Genomic DNA, 25,288 nt, shown 5'->3' with positions numbered 1-25,288 from the left:
GTGAACTCACTCGTGAACTCTGTCGGGGGAACTCGGCCGCGAAACTCGGCCGCGCGCGTCAACTCAACGGTAGATCCTGCCTGTTGAGGTCGCGTCGCCCGACTCGGGGAGAGGCGTGAGGATCTTGCGAACCAGCGATTCGGCCAGGCTCGGAACGGTAAAGTCCGCAACATGAACGCTCGGCTGGCACTGCTCAGCACGGTGGCCCCCGGTGTCGCGGAAAGCGAGATCTTCCGGCTGGCCCTGCAGCATGCGGTGGGCGAGCTGGGCGCGCTGGGCGGCATGATCCATCTGCGGGGCCCGATGTCCGCGCTGCGCCTGGTGTCCACGGCCGGGCTCCCCGACACCCTCACCCGCTCCTGGGAGATCCTCGGCCAGGAGGGTCCCCCAGCCCCGGCCCGCGCGCTGCGCGAGGGCAACGGCGTCTGGGTCCCGCTGAGCCCGGCGGGTACGGCCGGCTCCCCGGACGCCGCCTGGCCCGGCACCGGCCTCGCCGCACTGCCGCTGCGCAGCGGTAACCGCAGCATCGGCGCCCTCAGCATCCTGATGGGCGACCACGGCGAACCGTCCCCCGCGCACTGGGAGTTCCTGCGCGCCGTCGTCTCCTGGGCGGAGGACCGTATGGTCCAGGCGCCGCCGGCGAGCCGCCCCTCGCGGCCCGCCCCGCCGGAGCAGAACAACGAGCGCCTGCGCCAGGCCCTGAAGGAGGTCAGCGTCGGCTCCTGGGACTGGAACATCCAGACCGGCGAGCTGCTCTGGGACGAGGCGGCACTGGAGCTGTACGGCACCCGGCCGGAGGACTACACCGTCCGGGTCGAGAACTGGATGAGATGCGTCCACCCCGACGACCTGGCGCCGACGCTGGCGCTGGTGGACCGGGCGATCCGGGAGCACGGCGTCTTCGAGGCCGAGTACCGGGTGCGCAAGCTGGACGGCACCTGGGGCTGGACCCAGGCCCGCGGCAGGGCGACGTACGACGACGACGGCGAGCCGCTGCGGATGACCGGCGTGGGCTGGGACAGCAACGAGCCCCGCTCCGCCCGCGACGCGCTCGGCCGGGCCCTGCGCCATATGAGCGACGGCTTCCTCGCGATGGACGACGACTGGCGGATCACCTTCGCCAACCTGGAGGCCGAGCGCACCCTGGGCTACTCCGAGGACGAGCTGTTCGGCCGGCTGCTGTGGGACCTGCCGGCCGCCGAGCAGGTGCCGGGCCTGGAGATCCGCTGCCGGCAGGCGGCCGCCGCGGAGAAGTCGGTCAGCTTCGACGTACGGCTGCCGAACGGGCGGCTGTGCCATCTGCGGCTGGTGCCGGGCCCCGACGGGCGCACGATCTACTTCACCGACGTCACCGAGAAGCGGCGGCTGGAGGAGGATCGCCGGTGCGCCGAGCGGGCGGCCGCCGAACGGGCCGCGCGAATAGGGGAGCTGACGGCGGCTCTCGCCAAGGCGACGACCTCGGCGGATGTGGTGGACGCGGTCGCGCGCGGGGTGCTGCCGCCGTTCGAGGCGACCGGTCTGGTGGTGCAGACCGTGGAGGCCGACCGGCTGCACACCGTCGGCTCCGTCGGCTACCCGGACGACGTCCTCGCCGTGCTCGACGGCCGTGAGCGCACGGAGCCCAGCCCGATGTGGGACGCGGTCCTGTCCGGCGCACCCCTGTTCCTGTCCTCCCTGCGGGAGTTCGCCGCCCGCTACCCCGAACTGGCCGACCTGCCCGCCCGCGCCGGAAAGCAGGCCTGGGCGATGCTCCCCCTCACCGCCTCGGGCCACACCTTCGGCATCTGCGCGATCACCTTCGACCACCCGCGCCGCCTCACCGACGAGGAGCGCACCCTGCTGACCGCGACCAGCGCCCTGGTCGCCCAGGCCCTGGAGCGGGCCCGCCTCTTCGACGCCGAGCTCACCCGCTCCCGCGAGCTCCAGCGCAGCCTGCTCCCCCGTGACCTGCCCGCGCTGCCCGCCTGCACGGCCGCGGCCCGCTATCTGCCGGGCGGCCAGGGCATGGACGTGGGGGGCGACTGGTACGACATCATCCCGCTGTCGGGCGGCCAGGTGGCCCTGGTCGTCGGTGACGTCATGGGCCACGGCCTGCCGGAGGCGGCCACCATGGGCCGTCTGCGCACGGCCGTCCACACCCTGGCCGACCTCGAACTGCCGCCCGACGAGATCATGAGCCACCTCAACGACATCGTCGGCGCCATGGGCGAGGAGTCGTATGTGACATGCCTGTACGCGCTGTACGACTCCACGACCCGCGTCTGTTCCATCGCGAGGGCGGGCCACCCGCCGCCGGCCCTGCTCCACCCCGACGGCACGGTCGTCTTCCCGGCCCTGTCGGCCGACCCGCCCCTGGGCGCGGCCGAGCCGCCCTTCGAGACGACGGAGATCCCGGTCCCCGAGGGCAGCGTGCTGGCGCTGTACACCGACGGCCTGGTCGAGTCGTCGAAGCGCGAGATGGACGAGGGCATGGCGGCACTGGCTGCAGTGCTCCGCACCGCCCACACCGACGGCACGGCGACGGACCTGGAGCACCTCTGCGAGCAGGTCACCTCGGCCCTGCTCCCCGCCGGCCACCACGCCGCCGACGACGCGGCCTTCCTCCTGGCCCGCCTGCACGCGCTCCCCGACTCCCGCATGGCCTCCTGGTCCCTGCCCAAGGACCCCCGGGCGGCCGGCCAGGCCCGCAATCTGATCCGGGGGCAGCTCGCGGCCTGGGACCTGGAGGCTCTCACCCCCACCACCGAGCTCCTGGCCAGCGAACTCGTCGGCAACGTCATACGCCACGCCAAGGGCCCGCTGCGCCTACGGCTCCTGCACGGCGCCGCCCTGATCTGCGAGGTCTTCGACGGCAGCCTGACGATGCCGCGCATACGCCGGGCCACGGAGACCGACGAGGGCGGCCGTGGGCTGCAACTGATCACCGCGCTGTCGCAGCGCTGGGGGACCCGGTACACCCCGACGGGCAAGTGCATCTGGACGGAACAGGCCCTCCAGACGCCATCGGACCCGCCCCGGGACGCCAACGGCCACGCGGCGCCCGACCCGCTGGAGCAGATGTTCCTGGTCCTGCCGGGGCTGGGGGAGGACTTCGACGGGGATCTGGACGCGTTGGCGTTCGGGGACCAGGAGTGAGCACGGCGGCCCCCTGGCCCTCCGAAACGCCAGAGGCCCCGGATCTCTCCGGGGCCTCTGCTCTGTGCGCACTCGGCAGGATTCGAACCTGCAACCTTCTGATCCGTAGTCAGATGCTCTATCCGTTAAGCTACGAGTGCTTGTTCTTTTCTGTTTTCCCGCCGCTCCCGGCCCTTCCGGCCCGCTCGCGGCGACAGGAAGAACATTACATGACTGCCGCCGCCATGTGAAATCCGTTTGCGCTACCCCTTGTGACCTGCGGAAACGGCCATCGAAGCCCGCCGTGAACGACGAAGCCCCGGTCCGCGGACCGGGGCTTCGTGATCGAGCGCGGAGGCGGAGGGATTTGAACCCTCGATGGGCTTTAAGGCCCAAACCGCATTAGCAGTGCGGCGCCATAGACCGGACTAGGCGACGCCTCCAGCACAGCCGCTCGCGCGAGCGCGAGTGGTGCGTGCAGATGATGACACAGTCGAGCGTGCTGTCACCAATCGACTCCCACGGTACTAGGCGGAGAGGTCGCAGGGCAAAGCACTTCCCGGCGTGGATCAAGTGGGGCGTGGATCAAGTGGGCCCGTGGATCAAGTGGATCGAAGGGCCGCAACGTCCGGGGGTGTGCGGCGTTAGTCAGGTCATGTTGCAGGTCAACCGTTCCACCCCGGCCGGGCGTCTGCGTCGGGTCCTCCTCGGCGCCGCCGGCTCCCTCGTCGCCGTCGGCCTCACCTCCGTCACCCCCGCCGCCGCGTCCTTCCAGGCCGCGCCCGTCCTCGCGGCCCCGGCCCTCCAGGGCCCCGAACACCACCTCACCGTCACCGTCCGCAACGCCGGCGGCAGCGGTACCGACGGCGCCTTCGAGCTGACCTGCCACCCGACCGGCGGCGACCACCCCGATGCCGCCGGCGCCTGTGCCGTACTCGATCGCGGCACCCGGTGGGGCAAGGACGCCTTCGCGTCCGCGGCGCAGGACACCTTCTGCACCATGCAGTACGGCGGCCCGGCCACCGCGCATGTCACCGGGACCTGGGCCGGGCGCCCCGTCGACGCGCGCTACGACCGCACCAACGGCTGCGAGATCGGGCGGTGGGACCGGCTGGTGCCGCTGCTTCCCGATGTGCGGGCGGCAGGGCGGCGGTCGTAGGGACGGCACAGCGAGCGCCGCGGTCCGTCTCGGACACCCGCCGTCGCCCGTCGCACAGGCTTTCCATACCGGACGTACCGGGTCCGCAAAAGTCCCGCGAAGGTCTCGCGAAGCCCGAATGGACAGCGAGCGGACGGGGGAAGGGCGACGGCACGGGCGGTCATACGTTCTGGGTCACTTCGTCGTGCGACCTCCCTCTCATCCGGCGTCGCGAGCGCAACCCCAGCCCTTAGACTCCCTCGCGTGACACGCCGCGGGCCGGTTGGCAAGATGGCCCGAGCGGTCGGCTAGGTGCGGTAACAGGGAGGAAGCGTCTCGTGAGCAGCAGGCCATCCCGAGGCGCTGCTCGCCTCGCAGCCATACTCGACGCGCTTCCCGATGCGTTGGTGCTGGTCAACGCCAATGGGACGGTCGTCAACGCCAACACCATCGCCCTGGAGGCCTTCGAGGCGCCGGGCACCGCTCTGGTCGGGCGCGGGCTGCTCGATCTGCTGCCCCAGTTCGACTCCAGGCTCATTCCCGGGTCCATGCGGCGGCCCGACCACATGGATCCGCAGGGGCGGACCAAGCCGACCCGGATGATGGCCCGGCGGACCGACGGCAGCGAGTTCCCGGTCGAGGTCACGTCCGCGAATCTCGAGAACGGGCAGCAGGCCTACGACGGCTACGGCTACAGCGGCGACGAGCTGCTGATGCTCGTCGTACGGGATCTGACCGGCACCGTCGACACCGAGGCCGAGCTGGCGCGTTCGCAGCGTCAGACCGAGATGATCCTGCGGGCCGCGGCGGAGGGCGTCGTGGGCACCGACACCGACGGGCGGATCGTCCTCGTCAATCCGGCCGCCGCTCAGATACTGGGTTATCGGGCCAGTGACCTGGGCGGCCGGGAGCTGCACACGCTCGTGCTGCACTCGCGCGCCGACGGCTCCCCCTTCCCGTACGAGGAGTCCCCGCTCGCCGACACCCTGCGCTCGGGGCGCAAGCACCGGGTGCGCGGGCAGGTGCTGTGGTCCAAGGGCGGGGACAAGGTGTCCGTCGACCTGACGACCGCGCCCGTGCGCGACGGCGACCAGCTCGTCGGCGCCGTGATGACCTTCACCGACCGGCGGCCCTACGACGCCGTGGTCGAGGAGCGGGACGCCGCCCAGCAGCGGCACGAGGCGGAACTCGAACGGCTCGCCGAGGAGCACGCCTCCGAGCTGACCGCGCTGCGGCAGAAGCACGTGACCGAGGTCGAGGCGATCGAGGAGCGGCACGCCGAGGAACTCGCCGCCGGCGAGGAGCGTTACGCCGCGCTCGGCGAGCGGGAGAAGGACCGGCACGAGGCGCTCGCCGGGCGGCACGAGCAGCTTCTGACGCTGCTCGCCGGTTCGCTGCGGGGTCCGCTGGACGAGCTGCGCCGGGAGCTGGCCGCGCTCGCCGCCGACGACGCAGGGCAGTTGTGGCCCGAGGCCAACCAGGTCCTGCACCACCTCTCGGCCGGTTACTCGCGCATCACGACGCTCATCGACAACGTCCTCGGGTTCCAGCAACTCGACGCGGGCGGCGGCGGGATCTCCCGTACGAAGGTGATGCTCGACGCGGTCGTCGCCGCGGGTGTCGACGGGGCCGTCGAACTCATCGGGCCGGGGCGGGTGCAGTTCGCCGTGCACGCGCCGCCCATCGAGGCCGAGGTCGACCCGCAGCGCCTGGCCACCGCGCTCGCGCATCTCGTCGCGGATGTCGCCGGGGTCGACGCGACCGGCAACTCGCCCGTGTCGGCGGGCGGTTACATGGACAACACCGTCGTGGTGGCGGCGGCGCAGCGCGGTGAGGTCGTACGGATCGAGGTGCGTGGGCCGTATGCCGGGGGAGACCCGGTGCACGAGCCGATCGTGCGCGGGATCGTGCGGGCTCACGGTGGGGTGCTGCAGACGCACGACGTGCCCGGGATGAGCGGCAGCGCGTACGTCCTCGAGGTGCCCATCGGGGGTGGGGCGGGGGCGGTTTCCGCCGCGCCCGACGCCGCTTCCGAGGCCGCTGTCGCCGCGGTCGGTGGTGACGGGGCCGACGCGAGTGGTGCGGCCGAGGGGGTCGGCAGTGGGCGGCGGCGTGCCCGGCGGTCGTCCGTCGACGCCTTCCTGGAGAGCGATACGCCGGGTGCGGAGGCCGAGGACGTCGGCGCGGAGGCCGCCGCTCCGACGGGGCGGCGGCGCAGGCGTGCGGCCGCGCCGGAGCTGCCCCAGGGGGCGGGCGACAGTGGCGGCGAGGTCTCCGTCTCCGGCGGTACCGGACGGCGCCGTGGCCGGCCCGCCGAGGACGGTGGGGACGGGGTCGCCGAAGGTGCCGTCGTCACCGCCGCCGAGCATGCGGCGGGGGCCGCGGCCGCCGGGAGCGGCCTGGGCGGGACGGTACCGCCGCAGGGCGTGCCCGCCCCCGGTGGTGGACGCCGCGCCCGACGGGACGGCGGGGAGCAGCACGCGCTGCCGCCCGCCCTGCCCGCTCCGGCCGGTGATGCCGCGCGGGCGGGCGCCGGGTCGGGCGACGCCCCTCAGCCGACCGGGCGGCGTCGGCGTGCCCTGGCCGCGGCGGCCGAGCGGGGTGCCGCGCAGGCTCAGTCACAGTCGCAGGAGCCGGGTGCTCGTACGGTGTTCGCGCTGCCGCCCGCCGAGGCGGACCGGGCGCCGGCGGAGGGGGCGCAGGCGCCGGGCGGGATCGAGCCGGTTCCGGGGGCGGCGGCTGCCGCTCCGGCCATGACGCCGGGTTCGCCGGGGGCGCCGGGGGTGCCGGGGGCTTCGGGTCCGGGGCAGGCGGCCTTGGGGCCGGTTCCGGGGCAGGCAGCTTCGGGTCCGGTTCCGGGGCAGGCGGCTCCGGGTCCGGGTCTGGCCGCTCCTGGGGATGTACGCGGTGACGAGGGTCGGCACGATGCCGTGCCGCACGATCAGGCCGAGGACCACACCCCTCCGCAGCCGCATCCGACCAGCGCGCCGACCGGGCGTCGGCGCCGGGCCGTGGCCCCGCCGGCGGAGGCGGCCGGGGCGCCTGGGCAGGGGACGTCTGGGCAGGGGGCGCCTGCGCAGGCCGCTGCTGCCGTCGGCCAGGGCGTTCCGGTGCCGGCCGTGCAGCAGGGGCAGGTCGCCCAGCCCGCTGCGAGCCCCGTCGCCGCAGGTCAGGCTCTCCCTGCCGAGGCGGCGCCCGCGCAGGGCACCCCGGCGCAGGGCGTTGCGGCCCCGCAGCAGTGGCCCGCCGCCGACGACGCCTCCGGCGCCGAGGGTGCCGTACCGGCGAACGGTGCCGCCACTCCCGTACCAGCGCATCCGAACGCACCCCAGCCCACGCCCCAGCCGGCCCAGGGCACCCCGGCTCCGGGCACTGCCCTGCCGCCGCCGGAAGCCGCGGCAGCGACCGCAGCCGCTTCCGGGCAGCAGCGGGCGGCGCAGCCGCTTCCGGCCGAGGCCGGCGCGCCCAGCGGTGCCGGTGCGCCCGGTGCTCCCGTGGACCCCAACTCGACACAGGGTCGGGCCATCAGTGTGCGGACGTTGGGGCAGGGTGTGCCCTTCACACGGCAGGCCGCTCAGGTGCAGCAGCCGGCGCCGCCCGCGCAGTCGAACGCCACGCCTCCCCCGCATCAGAGCAGCGGTGGGCGGCGCCGCAAGCTGGGTACGCCGCCCGATCCCGCCGCGCGGGCCGGTGCCTCGGCGGAGCAGGCCGCGCGGCCGCATCCGCCGGCCGAGCAGCCGGTGCCCGCCGCGCCGGCGCCGCAGCCGTCGCTCGGTGGGCAGCAGGCCCAGCCCCAGCCGACGCCGGCCGGTCAGTCGCGGCTCGCACCGACGGCCGAGGCGGCCGGGCGGTCGTACGCCATAGGCGCGCCGGACGAGAACGCCGCCGAGGGCCCCGAGCCCTTGGACGGTCCGGGCGGGGCCATCGAGGTCGCCGACACTCCGCGTCCGCAGCCGATGGACGACGAGCTGCCACCGGAGCCGCTCGACAACCCGCGGCGGCTGCTGGTGTGGCCGGCGCCCGATGTGACGACGCAGCAGGCGCTGAGCGACCGCGGCTACCGGCCGGTGATCGTGCACTCGCGCGAGGAGGTGGACGCGCAGATCGCGGCGTTCCCGGCCGCGCTGTTCGTCGACCCGCTGACGGGGCCGATCACGCGGACCGCGCTGCAGTCGCTGCGGCAGGCCGCCGTCGCGGCCGAGGTGCCGGTGATGGTGACCGCGGGGCTCGGACAGGCCTCGCGGGAGGCGGCGTACGGCGCCGACCCCGCCGTACTGCTGAAGGCCCTGGCCCCTCGGGACAGTGAGCAGCACCCGCCGCGCGTGCTGTTGATCGAGGAGCACGCGGAGATCGCGCTGGCGCTGACCGCGACGTTGGAGCGGCGTGGGATGCAGGTGGCGCGCGCCGCGAGTGACGCCGACGCGGTGCTGCTGGCGGGTGACTTCCGGCCGAACCTGGTCGTGATGGATCTGATGCAGGTGCACCGGCGACAGGCCGGGATCGTGGACTGGCTGCGGGCGAACAGCCGGCTCAACCGCACCCCACTCGTCGTCTACACGGCCGCCGTCGACCAGGCCGACCTGCCGCGACTGGCCTCCGGCGAGACGGTGCTGTTCCTGGCGGAACGGTCGACCAGCGCCGAGGTGCAGAGCCGGATCGTGGATCTGCTGTCGAGGATCGGCACCAACTGAGGGACGGTGGGCGCGCCCCTTGCCAGGGCACGCCCACTCGCTCGTCGGTGCGTCGGTGCGTCGTCAGATGCTGGTGACGTCCAACTGCCCGTCGGCGTACTGCCTGCGCAGCACCTTCTTGTCGAACTTGCCCACGCTCGTCTTCGGCACCGCCGCGATGACCGTCCAGCGCTCCGGGAGCTGCCACTTGGCGATCTTGCCCTCCTCGGCGAGGAAGGTGCGCAGGGACTGGAAGTCGGCGGTGGAGCCCTCCTTGAGGACGACCGTGGCCAGCGGGCGCTCGCCCCACTTGTCGTCGGGGACGGCGACCACGGCGGCCTCGGCGACGTCCGGGTGGGACATCAGCGCGTTCTCCAGCTCGACCGAGGAGATCCACTCGCCGCCGGACTTGATGACGTCCTTGGCGCGGTCGGTGAGGGTGAGATAGCCGTCGGGGGAGATGGTGCCGACGTCACCGGTCTTCAGCCAGCCGTCCTCACTGAACTTGTCGGCGGGGCGCAGCGGTTCGCCGTCGGGGCCGTTGTAGTAGGCGCCCGCGATCCAGGGGCCGCGCACCTCCAGCTCACCGGCCGACTCGCCGTCCCAGGGCAGGCGCTCGCCGCCGGGGCCGGTGAGGCGGGCCTCGACGCTCGTCGGGAAACGGCCCTGGGTGAGCCGGTACCCGAACTCCTCCTCCGTGCCCACCGCGTGGGCCGGCGGCCGGGCGACCGTGCCGAGCGGGGAGGTCTCCGTCATGCCCCAGGCGTGGCAGACCCGCATGCCCAGCTTGTCGAACGCCTCCATGAGCGAGGGCGGGCAGGCCGAGCCGCCGATGGTGACCTGGCCGAGGGTGGAGACGTCGCGGGGCTTGGCGGTGAGCTCGGCGAGCAGGCCCTGCCAGATGGTGGGCACGGCGGCCGCGTGGGTCGGCTTCTCGCCCTCGATCATCTCGGCGAGCGGCGCGGGCTGCAGGAAGCGGTCCGGCATCAGCATGTTGACGCCGGTCATGAAGGTGGCGTGCGGCAGACCCCAGGCGTTGACGTGGAACTGCGGGACCACGATCAGCGACGTGTCCTGGTCGGTCAGGCCCATGGACTGGGTCATGTTGACCTGCATGGAGTGCAGGTAGACCGAACGGTGGGAGTAGACGACGCCCTTCGGGTCCCCGGTGGTCCCGGAGGTGTAGCACATCGAGGCGGCCTGCCGCTCGTCCAGCTCCGGCCAGTCGTACGTCGTCGGCTTGCCGGCGATCAGTTCCTCGTAGTCGTGCACCTGAACGGACGCGCCCGCCAGCCCGGAACGGTCACCCGGCCCCGACACCACCACGTGCTCGACCGTCTTGAGGTGGGGGAGCAGAGGGACGAGCAGGGGGAGGAGCGAGCCGTTGGCGATGACGACGCGGTCGGCGGCGTGGTTGACGATCCAGGCGAGCTGCTCGGGCGGGAGCCGGAGGTTGAGGGTGTGCAGGATCGCGCCCATGGAGGGGATCGCGAAGTAGGCCTCGACGTGCTCGGCGTTGTTCCACATCAAGGTGGCGATCCGCTGGTCGTCGGTCACGCCCAGGTCCTCGCGCAGGGCGTGCGCAAGCTGGGCCGCACGGGTGCCGACCTCGGCGAAGGAACGGCGGTGCGGCTCGGCCTCGCCGGTCCAGGTGGTCACCTGCGATGTGCCGTGGATCGTCGACCCGTGGGTCAGGATCCTCGAGATCAGCAGCGGTACGTCCTGCATCGTGCTCAGCACGGCGTCCTCCCGGGGCGACATTGCCTACGCGGTAGTAAGGGTTGCGGAGATTCTGCGCGCATACCGCGCGGTATGTCACTAGGTCGAGCCGATCGATCATGTCACGTTGCGTTCACAGGACTCTGCCGCTAGGGCGTGAGGGAACCTCCACCGCCGCCCCGCACTCCCCCCTGCCGGACGAGCGTCAGTTCCGGCTATCGGACGAGCGTCAGCTCCGGGTCCTCCCGCAGCTTCCCGAGCGCCCTCGACACCGCCGACTTCACCGTGCCCACCGAGACCCCGAGCACCTCGGCCGTCTGGACCTCGCTGAGGTCCTCGTAGTACCTCAGGACGACCATCGCCCGCTGCCGCGCCGGCAGCCGCATGATCGCGCGCCACATCGCGTCGTGCAGCGCCTGCTGTTCCGCGGGGTCGGCGTCCTGGCCGGCCACGGGCTCCGGCTCGGGCAGCTCGTCGCAGGCGAACTCGTCGACCTTGCGCTTGCGCCACTGCGACGTCCGCGTGTTCAGCAGCGCCCTGCGCACATAGCCGTCGAGCGCACGATGGTCCTCGATGCGCTCCCAGGCCACATAGGTCTTGGTCAGCGCGGTCTGCAGCAGATCCTCCGCATCGCTCGGGTTCGCGGTCAGCGAGCGGGCGGTACGCAGCAGCACGGGCTGGCGGGCCCGTACGTACGACGTGAAGGAGGGATACGTCGCGTTCGGAAAGGACAGCCCCGCTGATGTAGCGGCCTCGGAAGCGCTGGTGCAGACGGGTGTGGTCATGGCTCCACGCTATGAGCGACCCCTACTTCGGCGGATCGGCCGCAGGTGCCGAAGCAGCGTCCGCCTCAGGTTGTAGGGGTGGGGCTGGCTCCACCTCCTGGAGGTGGACGAGAGGGGGACCTGTACTGCGGGATTACCCCTGAGGGTCACCCGTCGGCAGTAAGGACCAGCCCCGAGGTCGGCACCCCTGTCCCGGCCGTCACCAGCACCCGTTCCGCCCCCGATATCTGGTTCACGGACGTCCCCCGCACCTGTCTCACCCCCTCCGCGATTCCGTTCATCCCGTGCAGATACGCCTCTCCGAGCTGCCCCCCGTGCGTGTTGAGCGGCAGCCGCTCCTCGGCCACGAAGCCCGCGGCCTCCCCCCTTCCACAGAACCCGAACTCCTCGAGCTGCATCAGTACGAAAGGAGTGAAGTGGTCGTACAGGATCCCCACGTCGATCTCCCCCGGCCCCAGCCCCGCTGTCCGCCACAGTTGCCGCGCCACCACGGCCATCTCCGGCAGGCCGGTGAGGTCGTCCCGGTAGAAGCTCGTCATCTGCTCCTGCCCCCGGCCGGCGCCCTGGGCCGCCGCCGCTATGACGGCCGGCGGGCGGGGCAGGTCACGGGCCCGGTCGAGGGAGGTGACGACGAGCGCCTGGCCGCCGTCCGTCTCCTGGCAGCAGTCCAGCAGCCGCAGCGGCTCGACGATCCAGCGCGAGGCCGCGTGATCGGCGAGGGTGATGGGTCTGCCGTGGAAGTACGCGGCCGGGTTGGTCGCCGCGTACTTGCGGTCGGTCACCGCCACATGCCCGAACGCCTCCGGCGTCAGCCCGTAGGTGTGCAGATACCGCTGGGCCGCCATCGCCACCCAGGAGGCCGGGGTGAGCAGCCCGAACGGCAGGGACCAGCCCAGCGCCGCGCCCTCCGCCGAGGGCTCCCGCTGCTGCACGCCGGAGCCGAATCTGCGGCCCGACCGCTCGTTGAACGCCCGGTAGCAGACCACCACCTCCGCGACCCCCGTCGCCACCGCCAGCGCCGCCTGCTGGACGGTCGCGCAGGCCGCGCCGCCGCCGTAGTGGACGCGGGAGAAGAAGGACAGCTCGCCCATCCCGCAGGCCTGGGCCACGGTGATCTCCGGGCTGGTGTCCATCGTGAACGTCACCATCCCGTCCACGTCCGCCGGCGTCAGCCCCGCGTCGTCCAGCGCGGCCCGCACCGCCTCCACGGCCAGCCGCAGCTCACTGCGCCCGGAGTCCTTGGAGAACTCGGTGGCCCCGACTCCCGCGATCGCCGCCCGGCCGCCGAGGGAGTCCCGCTCGCGCACACTCATGCCGACTCCTCGGGCCTTGCGGCAGGGACGGTGACCGTCACCGTGCCGGTCACGTGCCTGCCGATGCCGTTGGCCCCGGTCACGCGTACCGTCGCCGTGTCGCCGTCGACCTCCTCGACCCGGCCCGTCAACACCATGGTGTCCCCCGGGTAGTTGGGCGCCCCGAGTCGTATGGCCACCTTGCGCAGGACGGCCCTGGGTCCGAAGTGGTCGGTGATGTAGCGGCCGACCAGGCCGTTCGTCGTCAGGATGTTCATGAAGATGTCCGGGGAGCCCTTCTGGCGGGCCAACTCAGCGTCGTGGTGCACGTCCTGGTAGTCGCGGGAGGCGATGGCCCCGGCGACGATCAGCGTGCGGGTGATCGGGATCTCCAGCGGGGGCAGTTCGTCACCGGTGTTCATACGTCCCCTCCCGAGCGGTCCCGCCCTGAGCCGTCCCGTCCTGAGCCATCCCGTCCTGAGCCATCCCGTCCTGAGCGCGCCAGACCGGCAGCACCAACTCCTCGTCGTGCTCCTGGAATTCGAGCCGCACCGGCAGCCCTATCCGTACCTTGTCGCACGGCACCCCCAGCACGTTGCCGATCATCCGCACGCCCTCGGCCAGCTCGATCAGGCCGACCGCGTAGGGAGGGTCGAAGGCCGGGAAGGGCGGGTGGTGCATCACGATGTAGGAATAGACCGTCCCCTCGCCGCTCGCCTCGACCGTGTCCCAGTCCGTCCCACCGCAGGCGTTGCAGCCCGGCAGCCAGGGGTGGCGCAGGCCGCCGCAGCCGGTGCAGCGCTGGATGAGCAGCCGGCGCCGCCGGACGCCCTCCCAGAAGCCGGCGTTGTCCCGGTTGACGACGGGGCGAGGGCGAGCGGGCTTGTGTCGCGGGGCCGGCTGCGACGACTTCGCCTCCTGCTCCGGCTGCGACGACGGCCTCTGCTGCCGGCCCGGCGGCGCCCCTGTCCGCCGTATCGGCGCGTACTTGAGGATGCGGAAACGGTGGGTGCCGGCGAGGTCGGGGCCGACTCGGAGGTCCATGCGGGTGGTGACGAAGTGCCCTGTGCCGAGCTTCGTCGTCTTCCGCTCCGACACCGACTCTATGACCGAGTCGAAGGTGATCTCGTCCCCGGGCCGCAGGGGCCGTAGATACTCCTGCTCGCAGTCCGTGGCGACCACCGAGGTGTAGCCCGCCTCGTCGAGCAGGCCGAGCAACTCGTCGTAGGCGTGCGCACGTCCCGTATGGCCGGAGAGGCCGCCCATGGTCCACACCTGGAGCATCGTGGGCGGTGCGATGGCATCCGGGCCCGCGTACGCCGGGTTGGTGTCGTCCATCGCCTCGCACCAGTGGCGGATCATGGGTGCGTTGACCGGGTCCTTGCCCGACCGTGCCACCGCGGCGGGCCGGCCCTCGTAGGCCTTCAGCCGCTTCTCGAACTCCTCGTCCACCGCCACCTCGTGGCTCACCCCCGGCCCGTAGCTCACCGTCGCCCCCTCGTCCGCATCGCCACCGCGCATCGCACTGACACTTCTGGTACACCGCGACCGCCGATCCGGTTCCCACTTGTTCTCGGGAAGTTCCGAGAAGCCCTGGGAGGGTTTCTGACTGTCCGTCAGATGCAGACCACTGTCAAGGCCACCGGGAACACCCGAAAACGCCTGCGCGGCGGCACCGAAGTACCACCGCGCAGACGCGTTACACCCCACAGCACACCCACAGTTCCGAGGGGGCCGATGCCTGAGCACCTGGGCACCGACCCCCTCAGCTCACCACCAGAGCGGAGTGAAGTTGACCGACGTGTTGTCGTTGCCCTGGTTGACCGACGTGAAGGCGGAACCGTTGACCTGGGCGGTGTTGCTCTGGTTCGAGGCACCGGAGCCGGTCGCCTGCTGCTGGGTCGTGGACGAGTTGCCCCAGTTGTCGCCACCGACCCCGCTGCCGATGAGGCCCTGAGCGGCGTTCGTGACAGCCGCGCTGGATCCGTCGTCCGCGATGGCGCCGTTGTCCGCCGTCGCGACGCCGGAGAAGAGGGCGACGGCGAGCGGAAGGGCGGAGACGGCCGCGATGACGCGGGCGGTACGGATGCTTGCCATGTTGTTCCTCCAGAACAGGTGCGCCCAGGCTCCCCGCCGGACGCATTGGTGGTGCATGAAGTACGGCATGTTCCAAGGCAGTTGGCCGTCCGCCCCGGAGTCGTTCACGACGTCGCGAGATCAGAGTTGCCCACCGAATCCCCGGCGAACCACCCCGGAAGCCCCGATTCGCCCTCAAGCGTGATGACAAGTCGATAAACCCCTTTCGCCACTTCTGACTCCCAGGCCAGGGCAGTACGGACACCTCCACCCCAAGCCGCACAAGGAAGGAAAGGTTCCGGCACGCTTCCGGCCAATCCGCGTCGACCGGCGCGTCGGCGGCGGATCGCGGCCAATCCCTCTTTCCTTTTTCGAACATCCGTACGAACATGGAGGCATGGCCACCACCGACCGGCAGGCCACGACGCTGGCCCTCGCACACGCCCTGTCAGCCGCCGAACGCGGACTGGCCGTCATCCCCCTGTCCCGGACGAAGCTCCCGGCCCTGCGCTCCCCGCACCGCGACGACCCCGACCCCGCGCCCTGCCACGGCGAGTGCGGCCGCTTCGGACACGGGGTCTACGACGCCTCCTCCGACCCCGCCCGCATCCGCGAACTCTTCGCCGCAGCCCCCTGGGCGACGGGCTACGGCATCGCGTGCGGCCTGCCCCCGCACCACCTGATCGGCATCGACCTCGACACCAAATCCGGTACGGACTCCTCGGCCGCCCTGCGCGAACTGGCACTGCGCCACCTGTTCACGATCCCGCCCACGGTCGTCGTACTGACCCCGAGCGGCGGTCGCCACCTGTGGCTGACCGGCCCGGCCGACATCGTCGTCCCCAACTCAGCGGGCCGTCTGGCCCCCGGCATCGACATCCGCGGCGCCGGCGGCTACCTCGTCGGCCCCGGCTCCCGCACCGACCACGGCGTCTACAGCACCGCCCCCGGCACGGCCCACATCGGCCCCGCGCCCTGCCCGCGCGCCCTCCTGCGCCTTCTGCTCCCCCCACCCCGCGCGCACCACCCCGCGCCCCCGTCGACCGGCGGCCACGGCCAGGGGCTCGTCCAGTTCGTGCTCGCCGCCCACGAGGGCCAGCGCAACACCCGCCTGTTCTGGGCCGCCTGCCGGGCCTACGAGGACGGCATCGGCCCCGCCCTCGTCGACCCCCTCGTCGAGGCGGCCCTCAACACCGGCCTGACGGAACGGGAGGCCCGCGCGACGATCGCGTCGGCGGCGCGGATGACGGGGCACCGGCCCTGACGAAGTCAGAAGTCGGCCTACTGCAGAAGCGGGCCTACTGCAGAAGTCGGCCTACTGCAGAAGCCCGCCCACTGAACGGCCCGGAAATTCACGGGAGCTCGATGCACCACCGCCCTAAGACGACGTCCAAAGCGCCGACCATGTCGCTGACGCGCGTCGTCCTCACGTCCGGCCGCTCGCTCGACCTCTCCGAGCTGCGGTTCTCCTCGACGTACGGCGGGATGCTGGAGGGTTACCCCTGCAAGGTGGTCAACGACATGACGATCAAGAGCCTCCTCCGCACCGCGGAGGGGGACCACCCTTCCGTGCCGGTGCACCTCGTGCCGCCGCCGCGCGAATATCCCGACCAGTACGCGGGCGCGTTCGGACCGGTCGAGGTGCTGCCGGCCGTGGCCTGCGTGGGTGTCTTCCGCTCCACGGCCCTCGACCGCGCCCACGACCCGGTCCTGCACCGCTCCGCCCTGACGATCATCTGGTTCCAGCCGACCACGCATGTGCCGTCCGGCTGCGACGCGGAGGATGCGCTGCGGGAGGTCGATTGGGAGGGGCTGGCGCGGGACTGCGAGCTTTGAGCGGCTTGAGGGCTGGGGGCCGGGGGGCGGGGCTGAGGGCTGGGGTCCGAGGCCCGAGGGCTGGGGACCGGGGGCCGGAGGCTTGGGGGCCGGCCGCGTGCGGGAAATCGGCTTGCCGCCGCGGGGAGGCCGTATGCCAGGGTCGGCCCGTGAGTGATTCCCGACGTGACCTGCTGCGCCGGCAGTTCGACCTGACGTGGGCGCTGTTCGAGTACCACCTCGATCGGCTCCGGCCCGAGGACTTCCTGTGGGAGCCGGGACCGCACTGCTGGACGGTGCGCCGGGCCGCCGACGGCACCTGGGTGCCGGACTGGGCGGAGACCGAGCCCGACCCCGTCCCGGTGCCGACCATCGCCTGGCTGAGCTGGCACATCGGCTGGTGGTGGAGCGTGGCCACGGACCGCCTGCGGGGCCGGCCGCCCCGGGAGCGGACCGACGTCATTTGGCCCGGCGAGGGGGAGGCGACCGTCGCGTGGCTGCGCGACCTGCGCACACAGTGGCTGACGGCACTGGACGGACTCGACGACGGCGACCTGGAGGCCGCCGCGTCGCTTCCCTCGGCGAATGACCCGCAGTACACCGTGGCGCACATGATCGGCTGGGTGAATGCCGAGCTGATGAAGAACGTGGCGGAGATCGGGCAGTTGCGGCTGCTGCGGGCTTCAAGGACCGGCGTAGGAGGCGAGTAGCAGCGCTCCGGCTCCCAGGACAACGATCTGAACGACGCCGGCGATGCGCCATCCCAGGACGAGAAGGCCACCGCCCGTGACGGCCGCGCCCCCGGCCAGGATCCACATCCCCCGCAACGCCTCCTTGGGCGCGCTGGGCGGATTGGCGCTGTCGTAGCTGTCGGCCCAGGCGGTCATCCCGTACTGGATGATCACCAACCAGGCGATGACCATCAGGTCGATGACAACAAGCGCCACACTGACCCCGACCTGCCGTCCGACCGACGGCTCACTCCCCCGCATGCCGTTCAGCATGCTGCCGGGGCCGGGGCCACTCATGAGTACAGCTACTCAGACGCGCGAACGGCCCTTGGCCTGGCAGCCAGGTCAAGAGCCGTTCTCACTGCTCATCGGGCGGTGGGTGTGGGATTTGAACCCACGGTGACTCGCGCCACGACGGTTTTCAAGACCGTTCCCTTAGGCCGCTCGGGCAACCCACCTTCGCTCCGGTCCGCCAGGGCGGAGCGGGTACAGCGTACCGGGCCCGCGTGGTGTCAGGGGGCGGTGGTGAGGCGGGCGCCGTTGGTGGCTGTTTCGAAGGCCGGGCGGTACTCGTGCCATTGGGCGTTCGGTGCGGACAGGTAGATCACGTACTGGGTGCCGTCGCTGCTCGCGAAGGCCAGTTCCGCCGCGCGGTACTCCCGTGCCCTGCCGTCGAAGGTGAACTCCCAGTACCCGGCGGGTCGGCCCCGGAAGGTCGTCGAGGTCATCCGCACGCGTTCGTAGCCGGGGTTGTCGCGTCGGGTCTGGTCCTCCTCCGTCTCCCGCCAGTGCTGTACGGGGTCCGTGCCCGCGAACTCGACGACGTTGACCCGCAGGCCCACCAGGCGGGAGGGGTCTATGTACGCGACCTCACCGCCGGGCAGCGTCTTGCGCTTCCAGCCGTCCCGCACCGGGACCGAGAGGCCGCTGTGCACCTCTTCGAGGTGGTATCCGGTGGGCACCGGGGGTGGGGTGGTGGCGGTGGGGCCGGGAGAAGGGGTGGTCGTGTCGGTCGCCGATGGTTGGGCCGATGGTCTTTCGGTGCCGGTCCTGGGCCACCACAGCGCGCCGCCCGCCACACAGGCCACCAGCGTCACCGCCAGGACCGACCACAGCACCGTACGGCGGCGCCTGCCGCTGCCGCCGCCGTCCGTTCGCTCGGTTCGTGCCGTGGGTGCAGGTGTGGGCAGCGTGGGGTCGTCGGCCCTGGCCCGGCGTGGGGCCGACTCTGTCGGAGCGGTTCGGGTGCCGGTCATGTCCGCCAGGCGGCGTTCGACCTCGTGCACGTCCATACGCTGATCCGGATCCTTGACGAGCAGGCCCGCGATCACCGGGGTCAGCTCACCGGCGTTGCGCGGGGGCTCGTGGGAGTCCGTGGCGATGGCGTACGCCGTCTCGATCGCGGTGCCGCGGCGGAACGGGGCCCGGCCCTCGACCGCCTGGTACAGCGTCGCCCCCAGGGCCCACAGGTCGCTGGCGGGGCCGGTCTCGGGATGCGCGCCGCGCAGCCGCTCGGGCGCCAGGTAGCCGATGGAGCCGATCAACTCGCCGGGCTTGGTCAGCGAGGACGTGCCCGACTCCATGGCGATCCCGAAGTCGGTGAGGACGATCCGCCCGTCGTCGCCCAGCAGCACGTTGGCGGGCTTGACGTCCCGGTGCAGGACCCCGGCGTCGTGGGCGGCGCGCAGGGCAGAGGCCATCGCGCGGCCGATCCGTGCGGCCTCGGCGGGTGGCAGGGTGCCGCGCTCCTTCAGTACGTCGCTCAGTGTGCGCGAGGGTATGTACTCCATGACGATGCACGGCAGGCCCTCGTCGTCGAGCACGTCGTGCACCACGATCACGTTGGGATGGGCGATCCGGGCGGCGCTGCGGGCCTCACGGCGGGTGCGCTCGTAGAGGGTCCGGATCTCGTCGTCCTGGAGGTGCGGCGGGATGTGCAGCTTCTTCAGCGCGACATGACGGCCGAGCAACCGGTCCTCGGCCCGCCACACGGTGCCCATGCCGCCGCTGCCCACTCGCTCCACCAGCAGGTATCGGTCGGCGACGAGCCGCCCAAGATCGGACACCGCGAGTCCGCCCCCCTTCTCTGCTTCCCCGTCGCGCATGTGCTTCCCAATCGCGAACAGTCCAGGTCGAGAAGGCACGATAGTCCATCCGGGTGCATGGACATGGTCGCCGCCGGTGCGGGAAAGGGGGGCGGACGGCCACGCGCGCGTGGCCGTCCTCGCGTCGGCTGTCAGCCGTCGCCCTTGCGTGACCCCAGGGTGAGTTCGACCGTGTTGGACTTGCCGTCACGTTCATAGGTGATCGTGACCTTGTCGCCGGGCTTGTGCGTCCAGATCTCGCCGATCAGGGTCGGGCCGGAGTCGATCACCCGGTCGTCGAGCTTGGTGATGACATCGCCGGGCTGGAGGCCGGCCTTGTCGGCGGGGCCGCCCGGCTCGATCGGGTCCGAGCCGCCGTTGCGCTCCTCGATGATCTGGGCGCCGTCGGTGGTGTCCTGCGTGGAGACGGAGGCGCCGATCCTGGCGTAGACGGGCTCGCCGGTCCTGATCAGCTCCTGGGCGACGTACTTGGCCTGGTTGATCGGGATGGCGAAGCCGAGGCCGATCGAGCCGGCCTGGCCGGTGCCGCCGAGGCCGTTGGCGGCGGACTGGATCGCCGAGTTGATGCCGATCACGTTGCCCTGCGCGTCCAGCAGCGGGCCGCCGGAGTTGCCGGGGTTGATCGAGGCGTCCGTCTGCAGGGCGCTCATGTAGGAGGCGTTGCTGCCGCGGCCGTCACTGGAGGCCACCGGGCGGTTCTTGGCGCTGATGATGCCCGTCGTGACGGTGTTGGACAGCCCGAAGGGGGCGCCGATCGCGATCGTGGAGTCGCCGACCGCCACCTTGTCGGAGTCGCCGAGTGTCAGCGGCTTGAGGCCGGACGGGGCGTTCTTGAGCCTGATGACCGCCACGTCGTAGCCCTGTGCGTGGCCGACGACCTCGGCGTCGTACTTCTTGCCGTTGGGGAATGTCGCCGTGAGCTTGCCGCCGTCGACCGCGTCGGCCACCACGTGGTTGTTGGTGACGATGTGGCCCTCGGTGTCGAAGACGAAGCCGGTGCCGGTGCCGCCCTCGCCCGCGCTGCTCTCGGCCTGGATGGTGACGGTGCTCGGCAGCGCCTTGGCGGCGACGCCGGCGACGGTGCCCGGGTCGCGCTTGATGGAGCCGCCGCTGTCGGAGGCGGAGACGGTCGTCGAGGAGGTCGTGTTGTCGTTCTTGGCCAGGGTGTAGCCGAGGCCGCCCCCCACACCGCCCGCGACCAGCGCGGCGATGAGGACCCCGGCGAGCAGCCCGCCGCGCCCGCGGCCGGACTTCGGCGCCGGCTGCTGGTGGGCGGCACCCCAACCGGCACCCCAACCGGGACCCATACCGCCACCACCGGCCGCACCACCCGCACCGGCACCACCCGCGACGGCACCCATCTCGGCATACGGCGGCGTCCCGGGCGGCGGCGGAGGCGGCCAGGAGGCATCGGGGGCCGACCCCTGGGAGACGGTCGGCTGAGAGACGGGAGGCTGGGAGGAATGGGGCTGGGAGGAGTAGGGCTGAGAGGAGTGGGCCTGGGCAGCGGACTCCGGGGACTCCGGCGGCTGCGCACCGTTCGCCGCGGCCGAGGCGGCGGGCGGCTGCGCGGCGGGTGGCCGTACGCCACTGGAAGCCGGCGGCTGCGTGGCCGGCGGCTGTACGCCGTTGGAAGCCGGCGGCTGCGCCCCGGCCCCGGCCCCCTGCGCACCGTAGGGCTGTGTGCCGTTCGAGTTCGCCGGGGCACCGTCCGGCACCGGCGGGAGCTGGGTGGTCGGGGCGGCGTCGGGCTCGGGGGCCGGGCGCTCCTGGGATGCCGGAGGAGCAGGAGCATCCGCCGGCACGGGGGGTGCGGACGGGGCCGGGGGTACCGCGGCGCCCTCGTTCTCGGTGCTCACAGCTTCTCTCCTCGATCCACGGCTGTTTGTCGGCGGTCGCACTCGGTCACGCCCGTTCACGCTTGTTCATGGCCGGTGCGCGGCGGCTGTGCATGACTTTTGTATGCCGTCAGCTTTTCCCACAGGCCGTCAGAGCACCATAAGCGGTCGCTGTGCGTCCACGACCACCCTTTATATAGGTTATGTGCGACTAAACGGACGCAATCCCAGCGCTCCCGAAACTGCTCCGGTCGCACGTCCACCCCCGTGCGGTGGCACCATGACGCGGTGACCCACGCACGGCAGCACCAGATCCAAGTCGTCGCCCACCGCGGAGCCTCCGAAGACGCTCCCGAGCACACCCTGGCCGCGTACAAGAAGGCGATCGAGGACGGTGCGGACGCCCTCGAGTGCGATGTACGGCTGACCGCGGACGGCCACCTCGTCTGCGTACACGACCGCCGTGTCAACCGTACGTCCAACGGTCGCGGCGCGGTCTCGGCCCTGGAGCTCGCCGAGCTCGCCGCCCTGGACTTCGGCTCCCGCAAGAACCGCGACTCTTGGAAGAACCGGACCGAGGAGCCCGACTGGGAGTTCCGGCCGGAGGATCCCGAGGACACCTCCGTGCTGACCCTGGAGCGCCTCCTCGAGCTCGTCGCCGACGCGGGGCGGCGCGTGGAGATGGCGATCGAGACCAAGCACCCGACCCGCTGGGCGGGGCAGGTCGAGGAGCGGCTGCTGCACCTGCTGAAGCGTTTCGGGCTCGACGCGCCCGCCTCGGCCGGCGACTCCCCGGTGCGCGTGATGAGCTTCTCGGCGCGCTCGCTGCACCGCGTGCGTGCCGCGTCGCCGATGATGCCGACGGTCTATCTGATGCAGTTCGTCTCACCGAGGCTGCGGGACGGGCGGCTGCCGGCGGGGGTTCATATCGCGGGCCCCTCGATCCGGATCGTGCGCAATCACCCGGCGTATGTGGAGCGCCTGAAGCGAGCCGGCCACCAGGTGCACGTGTGGACCGTGAACGAGCCGGAGGACGTCGATCTCTGCGTCGAGCTGGGCGTCGACGCCATCATCACCAACCGCCCGCGCGCGGTGCTGGACCAGCTCGGGCGCTGACCCGCCCGCGCGCGTGCCCGCGGGCGATCCAGACGCAACGCGCACGCGCGCGTGCTCGCAGCGACGCAGGCGCAACGCCGATGCCCGGAGCAAACGTCATGCAGGGAAACCCCTAAAACCCCTTCAATCCCTGCACAACCTCTTGACCCCACAACCTCTCCAGCCCCATCCTCCCCTATCGGCCACACCGAAAAATTCCAGCCGTCTCGATTACAGGGAGTGCACCGGCGCGTTCGGTCCGTATTCGATCGTTGCGAATGCGTCACCGGACATTGATTGGCCGGTTTCCGGTACAGGCCAATGGGGCATCCACACCGTGGCGTGGGGCAAAGGAGGTCTCGGGGGTGGCGTTGGTGGTGGCACAGGAGGTGCCCACGTCGTCGAGCATGGCCGTTCCCCATGGTCCTGCGGGCGTGGGGGAAGCGAGACACCGTATGCGCGCTCAGTTGCGCAGGGGCGGCGTGGCGGAATCGGTCATCGACGATGCCGTACTGATTCTTTCCGAACTCTTGAGCAACGCGTGCAAACACGGCCGGCCACTGGGTGACGCGCTCTCCGGGGACGGCGACGTCCGGGCGGCGTGGCGCGTGGACGCGGGCGGCAGGCTCACGGTGGAGGTGACGGACGGCGGCGGACCCACCCGCCCCGCTCCGGCCACGCCCTCGGTCACCGCACACGGCGGCCGTGGGCTGAACATCATCACCGCCCTCGCCGACGACTGGGGCGTCAGGGACGACGCCCGCGGCGAGGTCACGGTCTGGGTCGTGGTCCACGACGACGTGCACGATCCGGACGCGGGGCACCGACGGGACGACTTCGCTACGCGCGTCGCGGCGCCGTCGATGGGCGCGATATCCGGCCTCGACTTCGCGGACGCCTTCGACGACATGGACTGACTGAGGGCACCGGTCTCGGCACAGGCCCTGTTCCTGCCTCCGAACCGGCCCTTCTCCCGGCACGACCCGGTGGGTTGTCCACAGCCTCCCGTCGGCCATGGCGCGAACGGCTAGGCTCGCGCCGTACCAGACGAGCCGTAACCGGGAGACACCCACGATGGCCAAGAAGCGAGTCCAGACCAAGGCCAAGCGCCCGCAGATCGTTGACGGAGAGATCCCGGTCGTCGGCGCGCGCGAGCCCTGCCCCTGCGGCAGCGGCCGGCGCTACAAGGCCTGTCACGGCCGGGCCGCCGCGCAGGCCGTGACCGAGCTGGTGCAGCGTCCGTTCGAGGGGCTGCCCAGCGAGTGCGACTGGGTGGCCCTGCGCGAGCTGGTGCCCGCCGCCACCGTCGAGCTGCCCCTGAAGGGCGGCCTCCCCGAGGGCGTCCCGTCGGTCACGCTGGCCACCGTGCTGCCGATGGCCTGGCCGGCCCTGCGCCGCGACGACGGCACGGTGCTGCTCGGCCTGCAGAACGACACGGCGTCGGGCGACATTAGCCGCGACCTCGCCGACACCCTCCAGCAGGCCCTCGCCGCCCAGCCCGGCACCCCGGTCCAGGGCCGCCGCGCCCCCGCCGACGGTCCGCGGCTGCAGGATCTGCTCGACCCCGAAGGCACGTTCGAGCCAGTTGTGCACTCGGGCTTCGAGTTCTGGGTCCCGGACGCGGAGAACGCCACTCCGGAGGTGGCCGCCTCCCTGGAGCGGGCCAACGCCGCGGCCATCCCGACGGTGAAGCTGACCGGCGTGGACGCCGCCTACTGGTGCCAGACGCCGGAGAAGAACCACCTGCGCTGGGTCATGCCGCACCCCGAGGAGCAGCTTCTGGACGCCCTCGCGCGGCTGCACGCGGCGGGCAGGTCGAACCTCGGCGAGGGCACCCGGCTGGTGGGTTCCTTCCGCGCTCACGGCCTCACCGTGCCGGTGTGGGACCTGCCGAGCGGCGTCGGCGCCGAGGATGTGGAAAAGCCGGCCGCCGAGTTCGCCGAGCGCCTCGCCACGGCCCTGGCCACGGACGCTCCGCTCACGGCGGACGAGCGTCGCGCGCGCGGCGGCCTGACCAACCGGCAGGTCACGCTGAGCTGACACCGGCCGCGGAGATCGGGTTCGGCTGAACCGTCGTTCAGCCGAACCGGCCCGTCCGGGAGGGGTGAATCCGATCACAACTCCCCTGCGGAGCAAGGGAATCCGTGACTTGAAAGCCCGGATCGAATTTGCGAACCGCCGATCTCTTGTTACCGTTCCATTAGCCCGGTTGCTGGTGCATCCCCCGTCGCCAGCAACCGGGTCTTTCCATATACGCGCGCGTTTACGGAATGACGTCGTTCGTCAACCGCCTGCGGACGCCCCGGAATTGTCCGGCGCGGAGTTGCTGGTGGCGCGCAGCAGCAGCGCCCCGCGTCCGGCCCGCTCGGCGAACTCCGTGACCGCCGAGTAGGCGTCCATGCCCGCGCGCGTGCGCTGCCGGGGCGTCTCACACGTACCCGGCTCGTCACCGGCGCCCACCGCACAGCGCATCTGCACCGTGCGTCCACCGGGCCCCATGAGGCTCAGTACGGAGTCCAGCGCGCCGCCGGTCGCATTGCGGTAGTAGGTCCGCGCCCAGGTGTCCTCGCCCTGGGTGAGGACACAGGTCTGCGCCTCGACGCCCTCGGGCGAGGTGAGTTCGGGACCGCAGCGCACCGCGGTGGAAAGACCCAGGTCGAGCAGGACCGGGGAGTCGGTGGGCGTGGCCGTGGGCGCCTTGGCGTCACCGTGCGGGGACGGACGCGCGGTGCCGTCCTTCGGGGCGGGCGGGGCGGGCCGTACGGCGTCGCGCGCGGAGGTGCCCACGGCGGCCCGGCCCGCCTCGACGACCTGGCCGGCGGCCGCCCAGGCCAGTGGCAGCGCCACGGCGGCCGCCGCGACGGACGCGAGGGCGATCAGACGGACTCTTCGCTGGTTCGGCCCGCGGCG

At 72.0% G+C, this 25,288-nt stretch carries 19 protein-coding genes and 3 tRNA genes; 9 read left to right on the top strand and 13 right to left on the bottom strand.

Going from position 1 to position 25,288, the window contains the following annotated elements:
• Positions 1-171 precede the first annotated feature (171 nt).
• Positions 172-3,135: a SpoIIE family protein phosphatase gene (locus ACP4J3_RS09095; RefSeq protein ID WP_426532235.1), complete on the top strand. Its 2,964-nt coding sequence runs from the start codon at positions 172-174 to the stop codon at positions 3,133-3,135.
• A gap of 67 nt (positions 3,136-3,202) precedes the next feature.
• On the opposite strand, the gene ACP4J3_RS09090 is transcribed toward ACP4J3_RS09095, so the two are convergent.
• Positions 3,203-3,275: transfer RNA gene (locus ACP4J3_RS09090), tRNA-Arg, on the bottom strand.
• 191 nt (positions 3,276-3,466) lie between these two features.
• Positions 3,467-3,557 (bottom strand) — tRNA-Ser (locus ACP4J3_RS09085).
• Between the two features lie 212 nt (positions 3,558-3,769).
• Between ACP4J3_RS09085 and ACP4J3_RS09080 the strand changes: the two genes are divergently transcribed.
• Both ACP4J3_RS09080 and ACP4J3_RS09075 read left to right on the top strand, forming a co-directional pair.
• Entirely contained in the window at positions 3,770-4,273 is a 504-nt protein-coding gene (locus ACP4J3_RS09080) for an SSI family serine proteinase inhibitor (RefSeq protein ID WP_426532233.1), read from the top strand.
• Between the two features lie 317 nt (positions 4,274-4,590).
• On the top strand, positions 4,591-8,943 hold the full coding sequence (locus ACP4J3_RS09075; protein WP_426532231.1) for a PAS domain-containing protein: 4,353 nt from the start codon (positions 4,591-4,593) through the stop codon (positions 8,941-8,943).
• 63 nt (positions 8,944-9,006) lie between these two features.
• Here ACP4J3_RS09075 and ACP4J3_RS09070 read toward each other — a convergent pair whose 3' ends face one another.
• The 6 genes from ACP4J3_RS09070 to ACP4J3_RS09045 form a co-directional block, all read right to left on the bottom strand.
• Entirely contained in the window at positions 9,007-10,683 is a 1,677-nt protein-coding gene (locus ACP4J3_RS09070) for a long-chain fatty acid--CoA ligase (RefSeq protein ID WP_426532229.1), read from the bottom strand.
• A gap of 173 nt (positions 10,684-10,856) precedes the next feature.
• A complete protein-coding gene (locus tag ACP4J3_RS09065) occupies positions 10,857-11,426 on the bottom strand; it encodes a SigE family RNA polymerase sigma factor (RefSeq protein ID WP_426532227.1) in 570 nt (189 codons plus the stop codon).
• A gap of 146 nt (positions 11,427-11,572) precedes the next feature.
• A complete protein-coding gene (locus tag ACP4J3_RS09060) occupies positions 11,573-12,739 on the bottom strand; it encodes a lipid-transfer protein (RefSeq protein WP_426532225.1) in 1,167 nt (388 codons plus the stop codon).
• Positions 12,736-13,140: a MaoC family dehydratase gene (locus ACP4J3_RS09055; RefSeq protein ID WP_426532223.1), complete on the bottom strand. Its 405-nt coding sequence runs from the start codon at positions 13,138-13,140 to the stop codon at positions 12,736-12,738. The genes ACP4J3_RS09060 and ACP4J3_RS09055 overlap by 4 nt, the downstream gene beginning before the upstream one ends.
• Entirely contained in the window at positions 13,127-14,176 is a 1,050-nt protein-coding gene (locus ACP4J3_RS09050; RefSeq protein ID WP_426532405.1) for a bifunctional MaoC family dehydratase N-terminal/OB-fold nucleic acid binding domain-containing protein, read from the bottom strand. Before ACP4J3_RS09050 ends, ACP4J3_RS09055 begins: the two co-directional genes overlap by 14 nt.
• 312 nt (positions 14,177-14,488) lie before the next feature.
• Positions 14,489-14,815, bottom strand: coding sequence for a hypothetical protein (locus ACP4J3_RS09045; protein ID WP_194044009.1), 327 nt, complete (start codon positions 14,813-14,815; stop codon positions 14,489-14,491).
• Positions 14,816-15,191: 376 nt separating this feature from the next.
• Between ACP4J3_RS09045 and ACP4J3_RS09040 the strand changes: the two genes are divergently transcribed.
• The 3 genes from ACP4J3_RS09040 (at position 15,192) to ACP4J3_RS09030 (ending at position 17,319) form a co-directional block, all read left to right on the top strand.
• The gene (locus tag ACP4J3_RS09040) at positions 15,192-16,058 is read left to right on the top strand and encodes a bifunctional DNA primase/polymerase (RefSeq protein ID WP_426532221.1); all 867 of its coding nucleotides are present in this window, start codon (positions 15,192-15,194) and stop codon (positions 16,056-16,058) included.
• A gap of 140 nt (positions 16,059-16,198) precedes the next feature.
• Complete coding sequence (locus tag ACP4J3_RS09035; protein ID WP_426532219.1) at positions 16,199-16,630, top strand: hypothetical protein; 432 nt, start codon at positions 16,199-16,201, stop codon at positions 16,628-16,630.
• Positions 16,631-16,779: 149 nt separating this feature from the next.
• Complete coding sequence (locus ACP4J3_RS09030; RefSeq protein WP_426532217.1) at positions 16,780-17,319, top strand: DinB family protein; 540 nt, start codon at positions 16,780-16,782, stop codon at positions 17,317-17,319.
• Here ACP4J3_RS09030 and ACP4J3_RS09025 read toward each other — a convergent pair.
• The 4 genes from ACP4J3_RS09025 to ACP4J3_RS09010 all read right to left on the bottom strand — a co-directional run bounded on the left by ACP4J3_RS09025 (position 17,293) and on the right by ACP4J3_RS09010 (position 21,304).
• On the bottom strand, positions 17,293-17,637 hold the full coding sequence (locus tag ACP4J3_RS09025; RefSeq protein ID WP_426532215.1) for a hypothetical protein: 345 nt from the start codon (positions 17,635-17,637) through the stop codon (positions 17,293-17,295). The two genes, ACP4J3_RS09030 and ACP4J3_RS09025, sit on opposite strands and share 27 nt — an antisense overlap.
• Positions 17,638-17,713: 76 nt before the next feature.
• Positions 17,714-17,798: transfer RNA gene (locus ACP4J3_RS09020), tRNA-Ser, on the bottom strand.
• A 54-nt stretch (positions 17,799-17,852) separates the two neighbouring features.
• A complete protein-coding gene (locus tag ACP4J3_RS09015; protein WP_426532213.1) occupies positions 17,853-19,406 on the bottom strand; it encodes a serine/threonine-protein kinase in 1,554 nt (517 codons plus the stop codon).
• Between the two features lie 170 nt (positions 19,407-19,576).
• Complete coding sequence (locus ACP4J3_RS09010; protein ID WP_426532211.1) at positions 19,577-21,304, bottom strand: trypsin-like peptidase domain-containing protein; 1,728 nt, start codon at positions 21,302-21,304, stop codon at positions 19,577-19,579.
• A 267-nt stretch (positions 21,305-21,571) separates the two neighbouring features.
• On the opposite strand from ACP4J3_RS09010, the gene ACP4J3_RS09005 reads away from it, so the two are divergent.
• The 3 genes from ACP4J3_RS09005 to ACP4J3_RS08995 all read left to right on the top strand — a co-directional run bounded on the left by ACP4J3_RS09005 (position 21,572) and on the right by ACP4J3_RS08995 (position 24,418).
• The gene (locus ACP4J3_RS09005) at positions 21,572-22,399 is read left to right on the top strand and encodes a glycerophosphodiester phosphodiesterase (protein ID WP_426532209.1); all 828 of its coding nucleotides are present in this window, start codon (positions 21,572-21,574) and stop codon (positions 22,397-22,399) included.
• A 257-nt stretch (positions 22,400-22,656) separates the two neighbouring features.
• Entirely contained in the window at positions 22,657-23,295 is a 639-nt protein-coding gene (locus ACP4J3_RS09000) for an ATP-binding protein (RefSeq protein WP_426532207.1), read from the top strand.
• Between the two features lie 157 nt (positions 23,296-23,452).
• A complete protein-coding gene (locus tag ACP4J3_RS08995; protein ID WP_426532205.1) occupies positions 23,453-24,418 on the top strand; it encodes a DUF5926 family protein in 966 nt (321 codons plus the stop codon).
• Positions 24,419-24,661: 243 nt separating this feature from the next.
• On the opposite strand, the gene ACP4J3_RS08990 is transcribed toward ACP4J3_RS08995, so the two are convergent.
• Positions 24,662-25,225 (bottom strand): hypothetical protein, encoded by a 564-nt coding sequence (locus ACP4J3_RS08990; protein ID WP_426532203.1) that lies wholly within the window; start codon positions 25,223-25,225, stop codon positions 24,662-24,664.
• Positions 25,226-25,288: the final 63 nt, after the last annotated feature.

Origin of the sequence: Streptomyces sp. UG1 (genome assembly GCF_049974585.1) — a bacterium.
In the GTDB taxonomy this organism is placed as follows: Bacteria; Actinomycetota; Actinomycetes; order Streptomycetales; family Streptomycetaceae; genus Streptomyces.
The sequence above is the reverse complement of the archived record's forward strand: the minus strand, read 5'-3'. Positions and strand labels throughout refer to the sequence as shown.